Origin of the sequence: Litorimonas sp. WD9-15, assembly GCF_050271975.1 — a bacterium.
Taxonomy (GTDB): Bacteria; Pseudomonadota; Alphaproteobacteria; order Caulobacterales; family Maricaulaceae; genus Litorimonas.
This window is the reverse complement of sequence record NZ_CP189850.1, coordinates 492,110-513,676: the sequence shown is the minus strand read 5'-3', so window position 1 is coordinate 513,676 and position 21,567 is coordinate 492,110. Positions and strand designations below refer to the sequence as shown.

The 21,567-nt window shown below is 55.3% G+C and carries 20 protein-coding genes; 13 read left to right on the top strand and 7 right to left on the bottom strand.

Annotated features, from left to right (window positions below):
• Positions 1-47: 47 nt before the first annotated feature.
• Positions 48-413 carry a lecithin retinol acyltransferase family protein gene (locus ACP9M6_RS02490; protein WP_427453140.1) on the top strand — a complete coding sequence of 122 codons (366 nt, stop codon included), beginning with the start codon at positions 48-50 and terminating at the stop codon, positions 411-413.
• A gap of 9 nt (positions 414-422) precedes the next feature.
• Here the strand turns inward: ACP9M6_RS02490 and ACP9M6_RS02485 are convergent, their stop codons facing one another.
• The 3 genes from ACP9M6_RS02485 to ACP9M6_RS02475 are packed head-to-tail and all read right to left on the bottom strand — an operon-like array spanning position 423 to position 3,417.
• Positions 423-1,730, bottom strand: a complete 1,308-nt coding sequence (locus ACP9M6_RS02485; RefSeq protein WP_427453139.1) for an HlyC/CorC family transporter — start codon at positions 1,728-1,730, stop codon at positions 423-425.
• Entirely contained in the window at positions 1,731-2,849 is a 1,119-nt protein-coding gene (gene aroB, locus ACP9M6_RS02480) for a 3-dehydroquinate synthase (RefSeq protein WP_427453138.1), read from the bottom strand. It lies immediately after the preceding gene.
• Positions 2,842-3,417, bottom strand: a complete 576-nt coding sequence (locus ACP9M6_RS02475; RefSeq protein ID WP_427453137.1) for a shikimate kinase — start codon at positions 3,415-3,417, stop codon at positions 2,842-2,844. The genes aroB and ACP9M6_RS02475 overlap by 8 nt, the downstream gene beginning before the upstream one ends.
• 153 nt (positions 3,418-3,570) lie before the next feature.
• On the opposite strand from ACP9M6_RS02475, the gene ACP9M6_RS02470 reads away from it, so the two are divergent.
• The 6 genes from ACP9M6_RS02470 (at position 3,571) to ACP9M6_RS02445 (ending at position 7,838) form a co-directional block, all read left to right on the top strand.
• On the top strand, positions 3,571-3,705 hold the full coding sequence (locus ACP9M6_RS02470) for a hypothetical protein (RefSeq protein WP_427453136.1): 135 nt from the start codon (positions 3,571-3,573) through the stop codon (positions 3,703-3,705).
• Positions 3,706-3,749: 44 nt separating this feature from the next.
• Positions 3,750-5,240 (top strand): hypothetical protein, encoded by a 1,491-nt coding sequence (locus ACP9M6_RS02465; protein WP_427453134.1) that lies wholly within the window; start codon positions 3,750-3,752, stop codon positions 5,238-5,240.
• Positions 5,237-6,175, top strand: coding sequence for a site-specific tyrosine recombinase XerD (locus ACP9M6_RS02460; protein WP_427453132.1), 939 nt, complete (start codon positions 5,237-5,239; stop codon positions 6,173-6,175). Before ACP9M6_RS02465 ends, ACP9M6_RS02460 begins: the two co-directional genes overlap by 4 nt.
• A gap of 5 nt (positions 6,176-6,180) precedes the next feature.
• Positions 6,181-6,453, top strand: a complete 273-nt coding sequence (locus ACP9M6_RS02455) for a hypothetical protein (protein WP_427453131.1) — start codon at positions 6,181-6,183, stop codon at positions 6,451-6,453.
• 1 nt (position 6,454) lies between these two features.
• Complete coding sequence (locus ACP9M6_RS02450; protein ID WP_427453129.1) at positions 6,455-6,826, top strand: hypothetical protein; 372 nt, start codon at positions 6,455-6,457, stop codon at positions 6,824-6,826.
• A 79-nt stretch (positions 6,827-6,905) separates the two neighbouring features.
• Positions 6,906-7,838, top strand: a complete 933-nt coding sequence (locus tag ACP9M6_RS02445) for an acetyl-CoA carboxylase carboxyltransferase subunit alpha (RefSeq protein WP_427453127.1) — start codon at positions 6,906-6,908, stop codon at positions 7,836-7,838.
• 79 nt (positions 7,839-7,917) lie between these two features.
• On the opposite strand, the gene ACP9M6_RS02440 is transcribed toward ACP9M6_RS02445, so the two are convergent.
• Entirely contained in the window at positions 7,918-8,655 is a 738-nt protein-coding gene (locus ACP9M6_RS02440; protein ID WP_427453126.1) for a TorF family putative porin, read from the bottom strand.
• 277 nt (positions 8,656-8,932) lie between these two features.
• A complete protein-coding gene (gene secA, locus ACP9M6_RS02435) occupies positions 8,933-11,710 on the bottom strand; it encodes a preprotein translocase subunit SecA (protein WP_427453125.1) in 2,778 nt (925 codons plus the stop codon).
• Between the two features lie 157 nt (positions 11,711-11,867).
• Here secA and ACP9M6_RS02430 point away from each other — a divergent pair, with 157 nt between their 5' ends.
• Genes ACP9M6_RS02430 through ACP9M6_RS02420 form a run of 3 tightly spaced genes read left to right on the top strand, consistent with a single transcriptional unit; the run spans position 11,868 to position 14,426 of the window.
• Complete coding sequence (locus tag ACP9M6_RS02430) at positions 11,868-12,779, top strand: peptidylprolyl isomerase (RefSeq protein ID WP_427453123.1); 912 nt, start codon at positions 11,868-11,870, stop codon at positions 12,777-12,779.
• Positions 12,772-14,007, top strand: coding sequence for a bifunctional glutamate N-acetyltransferase/amino-acid acetyltransferase ArgJ (gene argJ / locus ACP9M6_RS02425; protein ID WP_427453121.1), 1,236 nt, complete (start codon positions 12,772-12,774; stop codon positions 14,005-14,007). The genes ACP9M6_RS02430 and argJ overlap by 8 nt, the downstream gene beginning before the upstream one ends.
• Positions 14,008-14,060: 53 nt before the next feature.
• Positions 14,061-14,426 carry a (deoxy)nucleoside triphosphate pyrophosphohydrolase gene (locus ACP9M6_RS02420; RefSeq protein ID WP_427454743.1) on the top strand — a complete coding sequence of 122 codons (366 nt, stop codon included), beginning with the start codon at positions 14,061-14,063 and terminating at the stop codon, positions 14,424-14,426.
• Here ACP9M6_RS02420 and ACP9M6_RS02415 read toward each other — a convergent pair whose 3' ends face one another.
• Complete coding sequence (locus tag ACP9M6_RS02415) at positions 14,427-16,388, bottom strand: acetyl/propionyl/methylcrotonyl-CoA carboxylase subunit alpha (protein WP_427453119.1); 1,962 nt, start codon at positions 16,386-16,388, stop codon at positions 14,427-14,429.
• A complete protein-coding gene (locus tag ACP9M6_RS02410) occupies positions 16,385-17,998 on the bottom strand; it encodes an acyl-CoA carboxylase subunit beta (protein ID WP_427454742.1) in 1,614 nt (537 codons plus the stop codon). Before ACP9M6_RS02410 ends, ACP9M6_RS02415 begins: the two co-directional genes overlap by 4 nt.
• Before the next feature lie 131 nt (positions 17,999-18,129).
• Here ACP9M6_RS02410 and acs point away from each other — a divergent pair, with 131 nt between their 5' ends.
• From acs to ACP9M6_RS02395, 3 genes are read left to right on the top strand one after another with little or no spacing between them, the layout of a single operon-like run.
• The gene (acs, locus tag ACP9M6_RS02405) at positions 18,130-20,070 is read left to right on the top strand and encodes an acetate--CoA ligase (RefSeq protein ID WP_427453118.1); all 1,941 of its coding nucleotides are present in this window, start codon (positions 18,130-18,132) and stop codon (positions 20,068-20,070) included.
• 1 nt (position 20,071) lies between these two features.
• Positions 20,072-21,139, top strand: coding sequence for an SMP-30/gluconolactonase/LRE family protein (locus tag ACP9M6_RS02400; RefSeq protein WP_427453117.1), 1,068 nt, complete (start codon positions 20,072-20,074; stop codon positions 21,137-21,139).
• Positions 21,140-21,148: 9 nt separating this feature from the next.
• Positions 21,149-21,541 carry a DUF4345 domain-containing protein gene (locus ACP9M6_RS02395; protein ID WP_427453115.1) on the top strand — a complete coding sequence of 131 codons (393 nt, stop codon included), beginning with the start codon at positions 21,149-21,151 and terminating at the stop codon, positions 21,539-21,541.
• The last annotated feature ends 26 nt before the right edge of the window (positions 21,542-21,567 follow it).

The window sequence follows — 21,567 nt, the reverse complement described above, 5'->3', positions numbered from 1 at the left end:
TTTGGGGGTCGTTTTGCGTTTTGGAAAATTGTGCTTATATCAGAATTATGAGCCGATATCCGTATGAAAACGTCCCCATCCTTCATCCCGCAGGAACCCTGTTGGAAGTGGGTGTCATGGGCGTCGTTCGACATGTCGGCATTGCGACAGGATATGGGACTGTTATTCATTCCTCACGTCGGTTTGGCCGCGTGGCGGAGACATCGGAAACCCAATTTTCGCGCGGTGCGCCTGTACGGGTCGTGCCTTATCGGACAGCCTTATCCGGCACAGAAGTTGTGGCCCGCGCCCGCGGCAAGATTGGACAACGTTACGGCGTAATGACGCGCAATTGCGAACATTTTGTTAGCTGGGCAATTAGCGGGAAAGCGCGCAGCAGACAGCTTGGACCGCTGGATTTGGGCCGTCTCTAAGACGTAGGTCTAATTCTGCTCTGACCGCATGTCCGGCTCGAAAGTCTTCTTGATTTTCAAGCTCTGAATTTGGTTGCGCTGTTTTTTCAAAATTTCAAAGCGGTAGCCATGGTAGGCAAAAACCTGACCCGCATTCGGGATGGTTTGACTCTCGTGAATGACCAAGCCGGCAACTGTCACAGGACCCTCATCATCCGGTAATTTCCAATCCATCGCGCGGTTCAGATCGCGAATGGCCACATCACCTCGAACGGTTGCGCCGCCCTCTTTCAAGCGTGTGACACCTGCAAGCTCTTCATCATACTCGTCCTGAATATCGCCAACAATTTCTTCCAAAATATCCTCGAGTGAGATGACACCCATGAGCGAGCCATATTCATCGACGACCAGCGCAAAATGCTCGCGTTTCTGTTGAAACGCGCGAAGCTGTTTCACGGCGCTCGTGGTTTCAGGCACAAACCACGCATCCCGCGAGATTTTCTTGATATCTAATGTTTCAACCGATCCATTTGTGCGCGTGACGGCTTTCAAAAGGTCCTTCATGTGCAGGACGCCGATGACATTATCGGAATCTCCGCGGTAGACAGGAATGCGGGAATGGCCGGAGGCGATAAATTCTTTGATGATCTGATCAGGTGGTGCGTCCGCGTCGATCATGGCGACATTCCGACGATGGGTCATGACTTCCTCGATCGACATTTCGCCAATTTCGAGCACACCGTAAATCTGGTCCCGGGCACGTTTCGCCACGCCGCCTTCCTGCAGGTGAAGGTCGACCGCGCCCTTGATTTCATCGGCTGCCGTCCAGGCGCTGGCGTTGGTATCAATCCCAAAGACGCGAAGCACGCCATTGACGATGATCTGCACGACCGAGACAATCGGGCTGAGCAATTTGACGATTAGGTTGATGGGCCGTGCGACGATGAGGGCGAGTTTGTCGGGCTGCGAAATGGCGTAAGTCTTAGGCAGAACTTCCGCGAAAATCAGGATCAGCGCGGTCATCACGGCGGTCGCGGCTGCAAGGGCGGCGGCGCTGCCACCAAAAATATTGGTGAAGAGTGTCGTCGTCAGAACAGAGGCCAGAATATTGACGAGATTATTGCCGAGCAGAATACCGCCCAGCAGACGCTCGCGCATATTCATCAGGCGTTGGACGATCGAGGCCCGCTTATCGCCATCCTTCTCCGCCGCATGCATACGCACGCGGGAGGCGGCGGTCAGGGCCGTCTCGGAACTGGAGAAAAAGCCCGAGAAGATCAGCAGGGTGAGAATGACACCCACAAGGATCAGATTTTGCGGTTCGAGGAAGGCTTGCATTTAGAGCTTATCTCTCAAATTCATTAAAAATGCACGGACGGAGGCGGTGTCCGCCCGTTTCTCGACATAGGTCTCGCCAATCGCGCGCGGGAGGATGAGGGTCAGGTGCCCGCCCTCATTTTTCTTATCCTGCCCCATATGTCGCATGAGGGCATCCGTATCGCCCAACAGATGCGCCATGTTAGAAACGCGCGGCATATTCGTTTTCGTCAGATGCGCCGTGACGCGGTCCGCATCAGATTGTGTGCAAAGTCCTTGCGAGGCGGCATAGTGAAACGCCATTTCCATGCCCGCACTGACGGCTTCCCCGTGCAGGAGATCGCCATCATATCCGGCTTCCAATTCCAAGGCGTGGCCGAATGTGTGACCCAGATTGAGGAGTGCCCGTATTCCGCCCTCGCGTTCATCTTCGGCCACAATCCGCGCTTTGGTCGCGCAGGAGGTCTGGATGGCTTGGGTGAGGGCGGCGGGGTCTAGCGCGAGAACATCTGCGCCCAATCCCGCATCCAACACCTCGAAAAATCCGGAATCTCCTAGCAATCCATATTTCAGGATTTCCGCATAACCGGCCTTCACTTCACGCGGGGGCAATGTCGAGAGCAGGTCCGTATCAATCGCGACGAGACGGGGTTGGTGGAACGCGCCGATCAGGTTTTTGCCGTGAACCGTGTTGACCGCCGTCTTGCCGCCAACCGAACTATCCACCTGCGCGAGGAGGGTTGTCGGTATCTGAATAAAGGGCGCGCCGCGTTTATAGATCGCCGCGGCAAATCCCGCCAGATCTCCGATAACGCCCCCGCCAAAGGCCAAGATTAAATCGGACCGATCCAATCCCGAGCGGAACAAGCTGTCCAAGACCTCTTCCAGAACAGCCATGGATTTCTGCGCTTCGCCTGCGGGCCGGACAATCATGTGCGTGCGGTACTCGGCGAGCGCTTCCGCAAGGGCTGCTCCGTGTAGACCGTGGACGGTTTCATCCGTGATGACGGCCACGCGCCCCGAAGGGCTGAACGGACGGATGAGCTCACCCAGTTGCGAGATGAACTTCGGGCCAATGCGGATATCATAACTCCGTTCGCCCAGCGCGACGGAGAGTGTTTCGGTCGCGGCATCAGTCATCGGTTTTGACCTCTGCCTTTTCCTGCGCAGCCAGCAATTTCGTATCGCGCGCTTTCAGCGCCCGCATGACGCGGTTGACAGTCCGGATATGGGGCCCTCGTGCGATCTTCACCTTGATATGGGCCTGCGCATAAATCGGATGTCGTGCGTCCATTAACTCGCGCATCTTCGCGCGTTTATCTGTCCCAATCAGGAGCGGACGATTATCATTGCGGGAGACGCGTTCCACCAATGTATCCAGATCACCCTTCAACCAGACAACATGAGCATGTTCCAACAGCAATTCACGCGTTGGCGGATGAATAAAGGCCCCGCCGCCCGTGGCGATGACAATCGGCTTCTCGCTGTCCAGCAGGCGTTTGACGACGCGGAATTCGCCTTCGCGGAAATCGGCTTCCCCGTGATCGCGAAAATATCCCGCGACCGTGCGGCCTGAGGCCTGCTCAATCGCATCATCACTGTCGTCGAAAATCCGGCCAAGCCGTTTGGCAAGCCTGCGTCCGACGGTTGTCTTTCCGACGCCCATCAATCCCACCAGTGCGATGGGTCTGTCTGTCTTCAGCGGCATGAGCACGCTTTCATCGTTCGTGTGGGTAAGGTTCCGCAGTGAACTGCGCCTTACAATCTCTTAAGCCGCAATATGGTCATAAACCGTGTTAGACTCAACATCTATTGAGTGAGGTTAACTGTGTCTAAACGCGCAGGGCGTTAGGAAGTCGTCATGAAGAAAATTGGTATCATCGCGGGGGTCGTGGCCCTCCTCTTTATCGGATTATTCCTGTGGGCTTTATCAGGTGCGTCGCCGGACAATGCGCCCACGGATGAGCGCGTCATTGACGTGACGCCCGCACCGTGATGCGGGTCGGCTTGATTGCAGTTGCCCTCCTATGGCCTGGCACAGTGTTGGCTCAGGATTACGGCCTGTCCGGTCCAACGCAGATTGAGACCGAAAGCCTGGACGCCGCGCAGGATTTTGACGCGGGCATTCTGACCGAAGGCGCATTGGACACACAGCTTTGGCAGGGCACCTCCGCCAACCGCGCCGCGAAACTCCTCTCCACTGCGCCTCTGAATTCTAACGACCCAATCATTCGTGACATGGTTCGAACCGTCATCTTATCAGGCGGTGTTCCGCCGCGCGCGGAAAATGAGTCAGCCGCGAAGACCTACGAATCCGCTCGGTTACAGGCCGTCATGGCCGTGGGTGAAGGTGAGGTTCTCGACGGTTTCCTCGCTCGCAATCCCGAACTCACACGCGCTCCGTCAGCGCAGGTCGATCTCGCTTTGGCGAAAGGTGACCAATCCCGCGCCTGCGAGATTTCCGATACGATCACGACCGGACGGGGAGAACCACAATGGGTCCGACTCCGCGCGGCTTGTCATGCATTACGCGGTGAAATGGCCGCGGCGGAATTGACGCGCGATCTGCTGAGGTCACTCGGCTATCAAAATGATGCCTATTATGCCCAACTCAGCGCCTTGATTGCCGGACGTCCTCCAGCAAAAGAGACGAATAGCTCTGATGTGCTCGTGACTTATCTGGCAAAACGTAGCGGCAGTGAGCGTGAAACAGGCGCAGAGGCCGGACGCGACGCAGATCTCGCGGCGCTTTTCAAGAATTTCGCCACGCTGGATTTAGCGTCGATTGAAAACACCCTCGGCAATATCAGTTTTGATGTCGCGACCCCTGATCTCGATCTGGAGACGGCTCTGTCCGAGCCAAGTCCCCGCGCAACAGCGCGATTATTCGTCTTGGGTCGCTCCGGTGATGCGGGGGCTCTGGACGCTTTTATCTCCCGCGCAACACGGGCGGGTGTGTCGGAAGATGACGTGTTGACCAAACTCTCGCCCATTATCCAAGCCCTCCCTGCCAAAGGCCGAGTCGATTCTAATTTGAAACGCTATGCCCGCGCCGCTCTGCTCGCTCGCGATATTGGCGGCCTGCAGGGTCTCTATTCCGCTCTGCCTGAAGGCGGCCCGGCTCAGGCGCGGATTGCGCTGGCGGCGGATGCACTTGGCGGCGGCTTTAATGCGCAGGGGTTGGGCCGTGATATAGAAACGCGATTGACCGGCACGACAACTCAAGCGCAAGCGCTAACCGATGTTGTTCTTGCCGTTGCCCTTGGCGCACGGGTCTCGGATGTGGCGGGGGATGTTTTGGCAGAGGCCAATCTCCCAAAAGCGACCTTGCCTCAATCGCAAATGCTCCTGCTTAACGCAGCCGTGGACGCAAACTCGCGGGCAGAAACAACATTACGCGCTGCGACGCTCCTCTCCCGCGCAAACCTGAATACAACCGACCGGGCGCAAATTGTGACAGCATTACGCCGGGCCGGACTACAACGGTTCGCGGGGCAGGTCGCGGCGGAAGACTTTCTCGCGGCGCTGTGACAACTGCCCGCCATATCGACGCTTTCCTTGAAATGATGTCCTCTGAACGCGGCGCGTCAGAGAACACGCTTGCCGCCTACGGCCGGGATCTCTTCGGATGGGATGAGGCGCTGGGTCGTCAGAATATGTCGATTGAGACCTGCGGGACGGGTGCGTTGGAAGCCGTCTTGGCAGGCTGGGCGAAGACGGGCCTTGCGCCGTCGACGGCCGCGCGAAAACTCTCGGCGATGAAACAATTCTGCCTGTTCCTGCAAATGGACGGCATCCGGAAGGACAATCCCGCGCATAGCCTGCGCGGCCCGAAACAGGGGCGAAGCCTGCCCAAGGTTCTATCCCATGACGATATTGATGCCCTATTCAAAGTGGTCGAAGCGGACGAGTCCGTCAAAGGCGTTCGCCTCCGCACCCAGCTTGAAATTCTCTATGCGGGCGGGCTTCGCGTGTCTGAACTCGTCTCATTGAAATATAATTCCGCTGCAAGAGTTGTACGCCCGGATGCGCAACCCTGCCTGACCATTCGCGGGAAGGGCGGCAAAGAACGATTGGTCCCACTGACAGGGGCCGCCGTTCGTGCGATTGGCGAATGGGTCGCCGTGCGCGACCAAACCCTGCCGAAAAATGCGATAGCGAAAGACCGCGCGGACCCCTTCCTCTTCCCCAGTCCCGGAAAATCCGGCCATATGAGCCGTGAACGGTTCGCCCAGCTCCTCAAACAACTGGCAACGGATGCGGGACTGGATGCCTCTCGGATTTCCCCGCACACCCTCCGTCACGCTTTTGCCACGCATCTCTTGGAACGCGGGGCGGACCTTCGGGCGGTGCAGACATTACTCGGCCATGCGGATATTGCGACGACGCAGATCTATACCCATGTACTGGACGAACAGTTACAAAAGCTGGTGGAAGACCACCACCCGCTCGCCAAAATTGGATAAGATAAATGGGCTTTGAACGACGTATGCATCCGGTCCTCGCCGAGGATTTGAACATCCTGCTGGATGACCTCTGCAGTGAATGGGATTTCTGCGCAGGCGTCCGCGCGGCGGACCTGTTGGAAGGGTCCAAGCCGCTCACCTCAAAGAAATTCACCGATGCCGTCCTCGACGCTGAAGCCGAACTCCCCGGCCCCCGCGCAGGCTGGGAACGCCGGATTAAGCGCAAATTCGTCCAACGCTACGGCCATGAAGTGAGTACGAAGACCTATAAAATTTAGAATGGCTGGTTCACTCTATCCGAAACACTCGGCAGATTTTCTTGCGGAGATAGAGATCTTACCGTTAGGCAAAACCTATCGGACCAAACATCCAAAAAACGGAATAAGGTGGGCACTGGCCTATCCCGATGATTTCAATTTAGGGAACTTTACAGTCAGCGATGTCTGGCCGGATTTTTTGGATAGTGAAGGCAATTCTATTTCCAAGTCCGAAGATTTGCAGGGAGTTTATAAAGCGGAAATGCATATTCTCTTCCCTGAAATGGTTGCCGTCCATTCTGAGCGTCTAAAATTTGATGCTAACTTCTATTGCACAGAAGGCCGCGATATTGTCGCCCACGGGAAGATGATTAAGTTTTTCAAAAAGCCTTAGTCCTTACCTCCACTCTTTACCCCATCCCGCACATCGCTATGGTGCGGCACCTCTTTAATGGACTGGACAGACCTTATTTATGGCCCGTACTTATCTTGATTTTGAACGCCCCATGGCGGAATTGGACAGCCAGATTGAGGCGGCGCAGGCCGAGGGCAAGGACATTGCCGAACTGGAAGCGAAGTCAAAAGTCCAGCTAAAATCACTCTATGCCAAAATCGGCCCGTGGCAGAAAACCCACGTTGCCCGCCATCAGGACCGTCCGCATACCTCCGCTTATATTAAGGCGCTGATCTCGGATTACACGCCGCTGGCGGGTGACCGGAAATTTGGGGACGATCATGCCTTGCTTGGCGGATTGGGGAAAATTCGCGGGCGGTCTGTTGTCGTGATGGGCCATGAAAAAGGTACTGATACGGAAACCCGTCTCAAACATAATTTCGGAATGGCCAATCCGGAAGGGTATCGGAAAGCCGTGCGCCTGATGGATTTGGCTGAGCGCTTCTCGCTCCCCGTCATCAGCTTTGTCGATACGGCAGGCGCGTTCCCGGGGCGCGGCGCCGAAGAACGCGGACAGGCGGAAGCCATCGCGCGGTCGATTGATCGCGGCCTGTCCCTGAAAGTACCGTTTATTTCCGTTATCACGGGCGAGGGTGGCTCCGGCGGCGCGGTCGCAATTGCGACGGCGGACCGTGTGATGATGTTGGAACATTCGATTTATTCCGTAATTTCACCGGAAGGCTGCGCCTCCATCCTGTGGCGGACCCGTGACCGCGCCGAAGATGCGGCCAAGGCCATGAAAATCACGGCGCAGGATCTGAAACGACTAGGCGTGATTGACCGGATCATCAAGGAACCCGTCGGCGGCGCACATCGCGAACCCGATCAGGCGATGAAGACGGTTGGTGCCGTCATTCTAAAAGAGCTCAAAGAGCTTGACGGTCTTTCCTCGGATGAGCTCGTGAAAGCTCGCCGTGAGAAGTTTCTTCGTATTGGTCGAACCCTCAATTGAGTTTGATCCAATAAAAAACCCGACTGCACAGCAGTCGGGTCATTGTCCTCCCAGACATCCTCTCGCGAGGAATTCAAATTTAGAAACCGGCAGAAATACCTGTACCAAGCCAGAACAGGCTACCTTCCGGTTCGCCATTGATAATGCCGTTAAAGTCCAGAACATCCTCAGAATTCAGGGCAAAGTTTGCACCAGCATAGACCGAAACATCATCAGTGAAAGCGTGGCTCAATGCTGCGCTGGCCGTGGCCCATTCATATGAGAAGCCATCACCATCGACGAGGCCGACCGTCAGGCCAAGATCAAAGCTCTGTGCATCACCGACGGGAACAGAATGACCAACGCCACCTTCCAATGTGAAGGCCTCAAGTGTGAGGTCGTAATAGACAGAGACGCTCGGCTCCAATGGAACGTCGCCAAAGCCCACGGAGGCTGAAACTTCATAAGACCCTGTGCCGCCATTATCGGTACCAAAGAAATCGCCGCCTTGCGGATAGTGATAATAGGTTGCGCCAAGGTCGAGAGAGATGGAGCCTTCAAGCGGAACAGAGTAGCCTGCATAGAGATCAAATTCGTCACCTGCGACCGCGGAGTCGTCACCAATCGCGGTTGAGAACCACCCGCCGACTGTGAAATTTCCGACACTGACTTCTGCATAGGGCTGGATGGCATCATCGGCGAGCGAAGCGCCGCGGAAGACATATTGGCTGACGAAGTCAAAACCTGTCGCGACTGACACATCGGAGTCCTGAGCAAAGGCAGTTGGTGCAAATGTTGTCGCGGCCAGAAGTGCGGCGGCAAAAGTAAGCTGTTTCATGGTCGGTTCCCTTTTGAATAGTGCGCAAACCTCTAAATCGGCTGACGCTTCATGAAGCTGGAACCGAACTGTTCCCCGATGGCCGGTTTTGCAAAGGGTAGAGCTGATAATGGGGGCTTGAGGTCAGTCATGACGCAAAAGGGTGCGCCTCTCGCCCGATAATGATGCGCAGAGGGGCGGTTCAATAAATTATTGCGCTAAAGCGATAATTTTGAGGAGTGTGGCGCAAAAGACGCGCCTGAATAGGACAGCCCGCGAAAGACTGTCCCTTTTTGGTTTAAGCGACTTTGCCGTGACAATGTTTCACCTTGCGACCCGACCCACAGGGGCAAGGGCTGTTGCGGGACACGCCGTTCAGCGCACCTTCGGGCAGTTCCGCCGCTTCGGGGTTGGTCGGTGTACCGGCTGCAGTCGCCGCTGTCGGACCTGAGGTCAGCATATCCATCGGTCCGCGCGCGGGCGAAGCCGGAGCTGCCGCTTGTGCGGCTTGCATGGCGGCCAGACCCTGACGAGCCTGTTCCAACTGTGTTTGATTTTGTGTTTGGGTACGTTCCTGCTGCATTTGCTGGCGACGCATCTGTACGTTCAGCAACGCGCCCATCATGGCTTTCGTCACATCTTCGCGTAAGCTCGTCAGGAGGCCGTCAAACAGGGTGAAGGCCTCGGACTTATATTCATTCAGTGGATCGCGCTGGCCATAGGCCCGCATGCCGATAACGGACTTCAGGGCGTCCAATTGCTGCAAGTGATCGCGCCAGTTCTTGTCGATGACCTGCAGGAGGATTTGCTTTTCCGCCCGTGCGAGTTCAGCCGGTTCCAAGCCGTCAGAGAGTTGTTTGCTGGCCTGATCCGTCGCGTCCTGAATACGATTTTGCAGTTCTTCATCCGCGATGCCTTCCTCGGCCGCCCATTCTTTCAGGGGCAGTTCCATCATCATGGCGTCTTTGACGGATTTATCGAGACCCTCAATATCCCACTGTTCGGCATAGGCGCGTTTCGGCACATGCTTCCCGACGAGGTCTTCGACGAGTTGGTGACGGAAATCCTCAATCACGTCGGAGACATCGTCATCTGTCATAAATTCATTGCGCTGTTCGAAGATCGTCTTGCGCTGGTCGTTCATGACATCATCATATTTGAGCAGGTTTTTCCGGATGTCGAAGTTCCGCGTCTCAACCCGTTTCTGCGAGGTCTCGACAGATTTTGTCATGAAACGGTTGGTCAGGGCTTCGCCCTTTTCCCAACCCATCTTCTCCATCATGCCCTTCAGCTTATCGCCGCCGAAAATCCGGAGGAGGTCATCTTCCATGGAGAGATAGAATTTCGAACGACCCGGGTCGCCCTGACGGCCCGTCCGGCCGCGTAGCTGATTGTCAATCCGGCGGCTTTCATGCCGTTCCGTGCCCAGCACGTAGAGACCACCTGCGGCGAGGGCTTTTTGTTTGTTAAACTCGATATCGGCTTTAATCTCGGAGGTTTTCTGCTCGCGCTCGAAATCGGACATGTCCGGTGTCAGCGTTTCTTCCAGGATCATCTCCAGATTCCCGCCGAGCTGAATATCCGTCCCGCGACCCGCCATATTGGTCGCAATTGTGACCGCGCCGGGCATACCGGCTTGCGCCACGATGGAGGCTTCTTCCTCGTGGTGGCGGGCGTTCAGGACGCGATGCTCAATGCTGCGCTCTGTCAGGTAGCGGGATAAGGCCTCTGACTTCTCGATAGAGATTGTGCCGACCAGCATAGGCTGGCCCTTTTTGGCGGCTTTTTCGATATCGTCGACGATTGCGTCAAACTTCTCTTCTTCCGTGCGGTAGATGACGTCTTCATCGTCAATCCGCTGGATCGGGCGGTTGGTCGGAATGATGAGAACTTCCAGACCATAGGTATCCGCAAATTCGCCCGCTTCCGTTTCCGCTGTACCGGTCATACCGGAGAGTTTCTCATAAAGACGGAAATAGTTTTGCAGTGTGACCGAGGCCATGGTCTGGTTTTCGGGTTTGATCTCGACATTTTCTTTCGCCTCGATCGCCTGATGCAAACCGTCCGAGAGGCGACGGCCATCCATCATGCGGCCCGTAAATTCATCAATCAGGACGACCTGATCGTTCTTGACGATATAATCCTTGTCTGCCGTGAAAATCTTATGCGCTTTCAGAGCCTGGTTGATGTGATGGACAACGGTGACGTTTTCGACATCATAGAGGCTTTCGCCTTCCAACATACCGCGTTCGCGCAGGATATTTTCAATTTGCTCATTGCCTTTTTCATTAAAGGTAGCGGTGCGGGCTTTCTCATCGACCTCATAGCCTTCCGGCAGGATTTCGGGAATGATGCCGTCAATCGTGCGGTAGAGATCGGATTTGTCATCGGTCGGACCGGAAATGATGAGCGGCGTCCGCGCTTCGTCGATCAGGATCGAGTCGATCTCATCGATAATGGCATAGGCATGTCCACGCTGGCCCATTTCTTCGACGGAATATTTCATATTATCGCGCAGATAATCGAAACCGTATTCGTTATTCGTGCCGTAGGTAATGTCGCAATTATAGGCCTCTTTGCGGTACGGCCCGTATGGTTCATGCGCATTGATACAGCCGACGGTCATGCCGAGGAAATTATAAACCTGCCCCATCCACTCACTATCCCGCTTGGCGAGATAGTCATTGACGGTGACGAGATGGACACCCTTGCCGTTCAGCGCATTGAGGTAAGCCGCGAGCGTGGAGACAAGCGTCTTACCCTCACCCGTCCGCATTTCGGCAATCTCGCCGCGATGCAATGTGATTCCGCCGATCAACTGCACATCATAATGACGCTGGCCGAGGGTCCGCTTTGCGGCTTCGCGTACTGTGGCGAAAGCTTCGGGGAGGAGGTCATCCAGTGACTCGCCATCCGCGTGACGTTTTTTGTAAATTTCCGTCTGGGCGCGCAGGGCCTCATCCGTCATGGCTTCGAATGTGGGCTCCAATCCGTTGATCTTATCAACGAGGGGACGGAGTTTTTTGAGTTTCCGGTCATTTTCTGTACCGAAAAGCTTCTTGGCGATGCCGAGCATGGGAAGGTCCTACAAGGTGAGGGCGACCGTCTTCTGCGGTCTGTCCACGGGTTTGTGTCGACTTAGGAAGGGTGCCACGCTAAGTCAACGGATGGACGCGGTTACAACCGCATCATGACCTCAATTCTGCTGGGTGGATAAAGGATAGATAACAGACATGTTGATCCGCACAATTTTCCTGCCCCTCGGCCTCGCCGCAGCCATATTTATCACGGGCTGTACTGATAATTCGGGCGCTGACGATAAAACCACTTCGCCCGCGCTGGAGACTGTTGACCGCGTCGCGGATGACAATGCTGTGGCAATCGTGAACGGCACGAAAATTTTTGCAACAGATGTGAATTTATTCGCGCAGGAACAGGGCTTGATCGACGAGGGCCAGAGCCTGCCGCCGATGGATGAGCGGTTTCGCGGAACGCTGGACGAGCTGATTGACCAGCGTTTGCTTGCGCTCGATGCCGACGCGATTGATTTGGAAACGTCGCAAGAGGCGCAAATTCGCCTCGCGGCGGCGCGGGAGCGTATTCTCGGCAATCTGCGCGTGGAACGACACTTGCGCGATGCCGTGAATGAAACCTCGATCCGCCGCATGTATGAGGAACAATCCAAACTCGCCGCGCGGGGCGATGAGGTACGAGCGCGGCATATTCTGGTCGAAGAAAAAGCCAAGGCCGATGAATTGCTCGCAACGATTAAAGACGGTGGAGATTTTGCAGCGCTGGCGCGGGAAAACTCGATTGATGAAGGCAGTGCGGAACGCGGCGGGGATTTGGGCTATTTCACACAGGATATGCTCAATGGTCGTTTCACCCGTCCGGTGTTTCAGGCGGGAAAAGGCGACTATGTTGGTCCCGTCAAATCGGAATTTGGCTGGCACATCGCGGAGATCATTGACCGCCGCCCTGCGCCTCAACCGACATTTGAAACTCTTCGCCCTAAAATCGTGAACTTCATGACATTTGATGCGATACAGGACTTGCTCTTGGATTTGCGTGCGTCAGGTGAAGTCGAAATTTTAGCGGGCGAGACTCCGCCCGAGCCGGAAGACGAGACATCCGAAAATGAGTGATATGAAAATCAGCCCTTTTGCGCCGGAGCATTTCCCGGACCTGCCACCCTTGGCTGGATTTGACATGGCGACGGCGGAGGCCGGCGTGAAATATCAGGGTCGGACGGACCTCTGGGTTTTACGCGGTCAGGCGGGCACACAGGTCGCGGGCGTGTTCACACAAAATGCCTGCCCAGGTGCTCCGGTAGATTGGTCGCGTAAAGCTCTGGCGAAAAAGACTGAGGGCCCCCGCCTTGTCATCGTCAATTCCGGAACAGCCAATGTATTTGCGGGTCAGAAGGGGCGCGATGCCGTTGTGGAAACGGCTGAGGGTGCGGCCAAGGCTTTTGGTGCAGATACTAATGCCATCCAACTCGCCTCGACAGGTGTGATTGGTGTGGCGTTAGAGGCCTCTAAAGTCGTTGCGCAATTTGAAAATATGACCTTATCCTCCAATGGTTGGGCCTCTGCCGCCCGCGCGATCATGACGACGGATACCTATCCGAAAGGTGCCACCGCGACGGTAAAGATTGGTGAGACGGTTGTCACTCTTAACGGCATCGCAAAAGGCTCCGGCATGATTGCGCCGGATATGGCGACGATGTTGGCATATGTCGCGACAGATGCGAAACTCTCCCAAGAGGTTTTGCAAACATTGTTGAATGATTATGTCGACCCGACATTTAATTCCATCACGGTAGATAGCGATACCTCGACATCCGACACACTCCTCCTGATGGCGAGCGGTGCTGCGAAGCATGCTGAGATTTCCTCTGCCGATGATCCGGCGCTTAATGATTTCCGAAAAGCCCTCCACGCGGTCATGTTCGATCTCTCCCAGCAGATTATCAAGGACGGGGAAGGGATTTCGAAATTCGTGACAATCAAAATTTCCGGTGCAGTCTCAGACGCCTCGGCTAAACGAGTCGGCCTCTCCGTCGCAAATTCCCCGCTCGTGAAAACGGCCATTGCGGGGGAAGACGCAAATTGGGGTCGTATCGTGATGGCCGTCGGCAAGGCGGGTGAACCCGCCGAGCGCGATAGCCTCTCCATCTGGATTGGCCCGCATGTTCTAGCCGAAGGCGGGCAACCCGCGAGCAGTTATCGCGAGGCGTACGGCGCGAGTTATATGAAAAATGCGGAAATAAATATTCGCATTGATCTGGGTTTGGGCGAGGGGAAGGCGACGGTCTACACCTGCGACCTGACGCATAGCTATATCGACATCAACGCGGATTACCGTTCGTGAATACGCTTCTCGTTGCCGCTTGCGCATTGATTGATACGGATGGTCGTGTGCTGATGGCGCAACGTCCCGTCGGCAAAGACCATGCCGGTAAATGGGAATTCCCGGGCGGCAAAGTTGAGGTTGGCGAAACACCGGAACAAACCATCCGCCGAGAATTTTTCGAAGAATTAAATGTCGAACCCTGCGAAGGGTGTCTGCAGCCGTTCAGTTTTGCCACGCACAGCTATCCGGATTTCCACCTGCTCATGCCGCTTTTTCTCTGCCGCCAGTGGGACGGCTTTGTCCGCGCGAAAGAGGGGCAGGCGACGCGCTGGCTCTGGCCCGATAAAATTCCCGCACTCGACCTCGTGCCCGCGGATATTGACTTGGCGCAGGAATTGGCAGACCGCCTGCCTCGCGGGAAGCGGTTTCCTGTTTAATTAATTTTCGATTTTTAAAATCGGGCTGTTGGCGGCAATTTGCATTCCGGCCTTTGCGAAAACCTCTTCCACCGTTCCGTCGCGATCGGCTAAAATGTCATGGCGCATTTTCATGGCCTCTAAGACACCGAGTCGATCTCCCGTTTTTACCGCATCGCCTGTGGTGACAAATATATCCGCCAGCACGCCATGCATGGTGGCGCGGATGTCGCCTTCGCCGATCGCATCCGCAGCTTTAGACGCGAGCGCAACTTTATTGGTGAGATGGAATTGGCGGGCGCCGAAGGAGATGTGAATTTGTGCGGAACTGTTTGAGGCAAAGCGCAGTGTTTCCCCTTTTCCATCACAATTGACGATTATTCGATTGTTATCAGACTCAATTAAATGAAGCTGAAAAACCTGTTCTCCCACCTGTGCGGTGAACTCATCAGCGCTATGACTCGTGATGTCCACGCAGAGGTCCTCATAAATATAGGGCGTTGCCAGGGAGGTTGCGCTGGACCAGCCCAGCAACTGATGCGGAATATTGGCTGCGTGGGTCTCTCTATTGATTATGTGTTGAACCAAGGCGGCGAGGGCGGCTTCGCGATGTGTGAGTTCAATGGGCGCTAAATCATCTTCGGAGAAATTCTCGGCGATAAAGGCTGTCGTGGCCTGCCCTGATGCAAAATCATCGCGCTGAAGCGTCTCAATCAAAAACTGCCGATTTGTGACGACGCCGAAAATGACGGTCTCTTCCAAAGCGCGGATTAAGCTCCGTCGCGCCGTTTCGCGGTCCGGGCCCGACGCGATGAGTTTGGCCAGCATGGGGTCATAGAAAGGTGAGACGGTTCCGCCGGAGACGACACCACTGTCCACCCGCAAACCTTCCATTTCAGGAAAAGAAAGTCTCGCAATATCTCCTGTGGCAGGCAGGAAATCATGTGTCGGGTCTTCGGCATAAAGCCGCGCTTCAATGGCATGCCCGCAGAGCCAAATATCATCTTGCGCCAAGCCAAGCGGCTCACCCTGCGCGACGCGTAATTGCAGTGCGACGAGGTTCAGGCCCGTGACCAATTCCGTGACGGGATGTTCAACTTGCAGGCGGGTATTCATCTCCAGAAAATAGAAGTTTTTTTCCGCGTCCAACATGAATTCCACGGTTCCCGCGCCGACATAATCGACACTTTGCGCGGCTTTGACTGCGGCGTCTCCCATCGCATTGCGCAAGTCCTCCGTCATAACGGGACAGGGCGATTCTTCGATGACTTTCTGATGTCGTCTTTGGACGGAACAATCGCGCTCGCCGAGATGGATGATGTTCCCATACGAGTCGCCAAAAATTTGGATTTCAACATGGCGCGGTTTGATAATGGCGCGTTCGAGAATGAGAATATCTGACCCGAAAGCGTTCAGCGCTTCTGAGCGTGCCTCAGTCAGGGCGACAGATAAACTCCTTGCTTCGTCCACCAAACGCATCCCGCGACCGCCGCCCCCTGCTGCGGCTTTCACCATCAGCGGAAACCCGATTGTCTTGGCTTCTTCTATCAATCGCGCATCATCTTGCGCTTCGCCCTGATAGCCCGGAACGCAGGGCACACCTGCCGTGATCATGCGACGTTTCGCGACGGCCTTATCTCCCATCAGGGCGATGGCGTCAGGCGAAGGACCGATGAAAATTATGCCCGCATCCGCACAGGCTTTGGCGAAACCCGCATTTTCAGACAGGAACCCATAACCGGGGTGAATAGCGTCCGCGCCGGAAGTCTTTGCGGCCTCGATAATTTTCTTGATAACCAGATAGCTCTCACCCACAGGCGCGGGACCAATCGGCACGGCCTGATCGGCGAGTTTCACATGTGGCGCGTCGCGGTCTGCGTTAGAATAAACGGCGACGGAGCGCAGGCCCATATCGCGCACAGTCCGCATGATACGGCAGGCAATTTCACCGCGATTGGCGATAAGGATGGTATGAATACTCATAGTCTCGCCACCCCGAAACTATTGGGTCTGACGGTGCGGGTACGGCCTTCCGTCACAATACTTAGGAGAAGCCCCAGTAATTTCCGCGTATCTCGCGGGTCAATCACGCCGTCATCCAGTAAGTGGCCGGATGTATAAAAGGCACTCGCTTGTGAATCGAAAATCTGGGTCAGTTTTTCTCGTTGCGCGGCCCGTTTCTTTTCATCCGGTGTCACACCCGCCCGCGCTGCCTGCGCATCGGCGACGATTTCCATGACGGTCGCGGCTTGCTCTCCACCCATCACGCCCGTCATGGCGTTGGGCCAGCTAAAGACGAAATCAGGGTCATAGCCGCGCCCGCACATGCCGTAATTCCCCGCCCCGAAACTCGCGCCGATCATCACGGTGATGCGCGGGACATCGGCATTGGTGACGGCCTGTATCATCTTCGCGCCGTGTTTAATCATGCCGGATTGTTCATAGGCTTTCCCGACCATATAGCCTGTCGTGTTTTGCAGGAAGAGGAGCGGCGTATCGACCTGATCCATCAACTGAATAAATTGCGCGGCCTTTGTCGCACCGTCTGGATCAATCGGGCCGTTATTGGAAAGAATGCCGACGGGCTGCCCAAAAATGGAGGCTTGGATACAGACAGTGGATACGCCGTAACCGGATTTGAAATCTGTAAAGTCCGACCCATCGACAATCCGTGCGATGACGTCGCGCACATCATAGGGAATGCGGTAATCGACGGGGACAATGCCCGCGATATCGTCAATGTCCAGAACGGGTTCGGCGAATTTATTTCGTTCATTTCTAGATGCCCAATTCAAGCGCCCGACGACCTCGCGCAGTATCAGAACGGCTTCCGCGTCATCTTCCGCCAGATAATCGACGAGGCCGGATGTGGTCGCGTGCATTTCTGCCCCGCCCAACTCATCGGCGCTCGCGATTTCACCCGTCGCCGCTTTCAGCAAGGGCGGTCCGGCGAGGAAGGCTTTCCCGTTCCCTTTCACCCCCACCACATAATCCGACAGTCCGGGCATATAGGCGCCGCCGGCGGTTGAGGAGCCGTGCAAGATCGCAAGGACGGGAAGGCCCGCTTTTGAAAGCCGTGCCAGATTAGCGAACAGCGTTCCGCCATGTATGAAACTCTCGACCGTATAGTTCAGCAGATCGCCGCCGGCACTTTCCACAAGATGCAGGAACGGCAATTTCTGTGATAGCGCAATTTCTTGCATCCGCTCCAAACGATACCCACCCGCCGTCGTCAGAGATCCGGCCTTAATCCCACTATCATCGACAACCACTGCACAGCGTGTACCGGAGACATATCCGATGCCCGCGAGTATGGTCCCGCCGGGAATGGATTTCTCTTCCACATCTGTGTCGAGCAAATAACCCGCGAGATTACCAATCTCGAGAAATGGCGTTCCGGGGTCGAGCAATCGCGCCAATCTTTCGCGCGGCAGGAGCTGCCCCCGTTTGTCAAATCGTGCCTTTTTCGAAGCCGAGATCGCAGGCGCCCGCCCGTTCAACTCCGAGAGCTTCGCGATAAGGTCGAGCATATCCGCGCGGTTCTGCACAAATCGATCAGACGACGTTAGAATTTTGGACTGGAAAATTGGGATAAATTCACCTTGAAGAGCTATTCAGAATAACTGAATAACGTTCATTCTTTACTACGGTCAAGTCACTCGACAGATGAGCGGTCATTTCCTAACGTCAAGGAAAAGCCTAAATGCGCAAGGGAAACTCAAACATGTCCGACACCGCCTATCCTGTCCCCGCGGATTTTGCCGCCAAGGCCAATCTCTCCCCGGAAAAATATCGCAAGATGTATGCCGCTTCGATCTCCGACCCTGAACGTTTCTGGGCAGAGCAGGGCCAGCGTTTGGATTGGATGACGGATTACACACAGGCCAAAGATGTTTCTTGGGATTCGGATAATTTCCAAACGCGTTGGTATGCGGACGGCGTGTTGAATGTCTCGGCCAATTGCATCGACCGCCATTTGGACACGCGCGGGGACAAGGCGGCGTTGATCTGGGAGGGCGACAGCCCCGACGAGACGAAGACCGTCACCTATCGTCAACTCCACGGCGAGGTTTGCCGCTTCGCCAATGTGTTGAAAACCATGGGCGTGAAAAAAGGCGACCGCGTCACGCTCTATATGCCGATGATTTTGGAAGCGGCTTACGCCATGCTCGCCTGTGCGCGGATTGGCGCGGTGCATTCCGTTGTTTTTGGCGGCTTCTCGCCGGACGCGCTCGCGGGTCGCATCACGGATTGCGACAGTCACTATGTCATCACGGCGGATGAAGGTCTGCGCGGCACGAAGACCATTCCGCTAAAAGATAATTGCGACGCGGCCTGCGTGAAAGCCGGCATTGTTAAAAAAGTTCTCGTCGTGAAACGGACGGGCGGCGAGATTGCGTGGAATGCGAAGCGGGATGTCTGGCTGCATGATGCGCTGGACTCTGTGTCAGATGACTGCCCGCCGGAACCGATGAGTGCGGAAGACCCGCTCTTCATCCTCTACACGTCGGGCTCAACAGGAAAACCGAAAGGTGTGCTCCATACGACGGGCGGCTATCTCGTCTGGGCCTCCATGACGCATGAATATGTTTTCGATTTAAAAGAAGACGATGTATATTGGTGCACGGCGGATGTCGGTTGGGTGACGGGGCATACCTATATCGTCTATGGCCCGCTGGCCAATGGAGCGTCTTCTATGATGTTCGAGGGTGTGCCGAGCTATCCTGATGCGTCGCGGTTCTGGCAGGTTTGCGACAAGCATAAGGTCTCGCTGTTCTATACGGCGCCAACGGCCATCCGCGCCCTGATGCGCGAAGGCGAGGGGTTTGTGAAAGCCACGGACCGTTCCTCATTGCGCATCCTCGGGACAGTTGGAGAGCCGATCAACCCCGAAGCCTGGGAGTGGTATTTCAATGTCGTCGGTGAGAAACGCTGCCCCATCGTCGATACATGGTGGCAGACGGAAACGGGCGGCGCGATGATCGTGCCATTGCCCGGAACGGTCCCGATGAAACCGGGCAGTGCGACCCTGCCTTTCTTTGGTATTCAACCTGCACTCGTCGATGCGGAAGGTGTCGAGTTGGACGGCGCGACGGAAGGCAATCTGATTATCAAGGACAGTTGGCCCGGACAGATGCGGACCGTTTATGGCGATCATCAGCGTTTCCTGGATACTTATTTCTCCGCCTATCCAGGCAATTATTTCACGGGCGATGGCTGCCGCCGCGACGAAGATGGGTTCTATTGGATTACGGGCCGAGTCGATGATGTCATCAATGTCTCCGGCCACCGGATGGGCACGGCCGAAGTCGAGAGTGCGCTGGTTTCGCACCCGGCTGTGGCTGAAGCCGCCGTTGTCGGCTACCCGCACGACATTAAGGGGCAGGGGATTTACGCCTATGTCACGACCATCCCGGACAGCGCGGATGATGAGGATTTGCGCAAAGCGCTCGTCAAACATGTCCGGTCAGAGATTGGTCCGATCGCGAGCCCGGACCTCATCCAATTCGCGCCGGGATTACCCAAGACCCGTTCCGGGAAAATCATGCGGCGTATCTTGCGAAAAATTGCCGAAGACAGTTTCGACAATCTGGGGGATACGAGCACACTCGCGGACCCAAGCGTCGTGGATGATTTGATTGATAACCGGATGAATAGGGCTTGATATGAGAAAAGCTCTTATAGGTTTGATGGCGCTCTTCGGTATCGGCGCGCTCTATCTCACACTCGCACCCGTTCCAATTGAGCCTGAAAACTGGGATGCGCCGGAGAATGCGGGTTATGTGGGTGACTTTGCTCCAAATCGTGATTTGGTTAATCTGGAGCGGATAGAACTGCCCGAGAGTCCGGGGCCAGAAGATGCAGTCGCATTTGATGGTTATATCTTTGCTACATCTCAGACGGGCGATATTTCACGCATTGATCCTGATACAGGAGAGGTGAAAGTTGTTGCTAATACAGGGGGTGTGCCGTTGGGTATCGAAGCCTATGATAGCCTCTTATACATCGCTGACGCACATAAAGGCTTGCTAGAGCTTGGTGGAGCTGTTCGTTCTTTATCTGACACAGTCAATGGATCGCCTATCCTCTATGCTGATGATTTAGATATCAGCAAAAATGGTATTGTTTATTTCTCTGATGCTTCGACAAAATTCGGCGCTCAAGCCAATGGCTCAACTATGGCAGCATCTTTGCTTGAAATAATGGAAAGCAAAGGAACGGGCCGTGTTCTAGCCTATGATCTCGCAAGTGAACAAACGACCATCATAGCAGACAATCTCGTCTTCCCGAATGGTGTGGCCATGCATCCCGATGGTGATATTCTCGTCACTGAAACGGGACGTTATCGGGTCTTGAAAATCAATCCTGAAACAGGCGCTATGACGGATTGGATTGCGAATCTTCCGGGTTTTCCCGACAATATAAATCGCGGACCGGACGGCACGTTCTTACTCGGTCTGATTTCTCCGCGCTCTGACTGGCTCGACGCCAATGCCTCAAAGCCCGCCATGCGGAAACTTGCCATGCGCTTGCCGCCCTCTATGCGGCCCAAGGCGGAACATTATGGTCATATTGTGCAGTTGGATGCGGGTGGAAATGTCTTGCGAACCTTTCAAGATCCGGACGGCGCTTACCATGACGCGACAGGCGCGATTTTTCACGACGGCATGCTCTATGTCACGAGTTTACATGAAGACGCGCTCGCGCGGATGCCCTATCCGGAACTGAATTAGGAGACTGCTATGAGAACTGCTTTCAAGATTGCTCTAATGATCCTCTCGCTCATCCCGCTTTACTTTGCGGCAGTCGGGGCATTTGGCGGACCCGTTCCACAAAATGGCGGGGAGCCTGTGACGGCGGCTTTGGACAATCAATTTCGATATCTCTCAGCTTACTACGTTTCGCTTTTTCTCCTGATTTGGTGGGTTCTGGGCGATATAGACAATCGCGGGACGGTTCTGCGTTTGCTTGTGATTGCAATCTTCCTCGGCGGCGTGGCGCGGCTTTACAGCTATCTTCATATCGGTACGCCCGAGCCTATGCAGGTCATTGGAATGGTTTTGGAACTGGGCGCACCCGTCCTGATCCTCTGGCAGCGCCACATTGCCCATTCGCCGGGACCTGTTGTTCCGTAAACCGTCCGGCCTCTGGCGCGTATGAA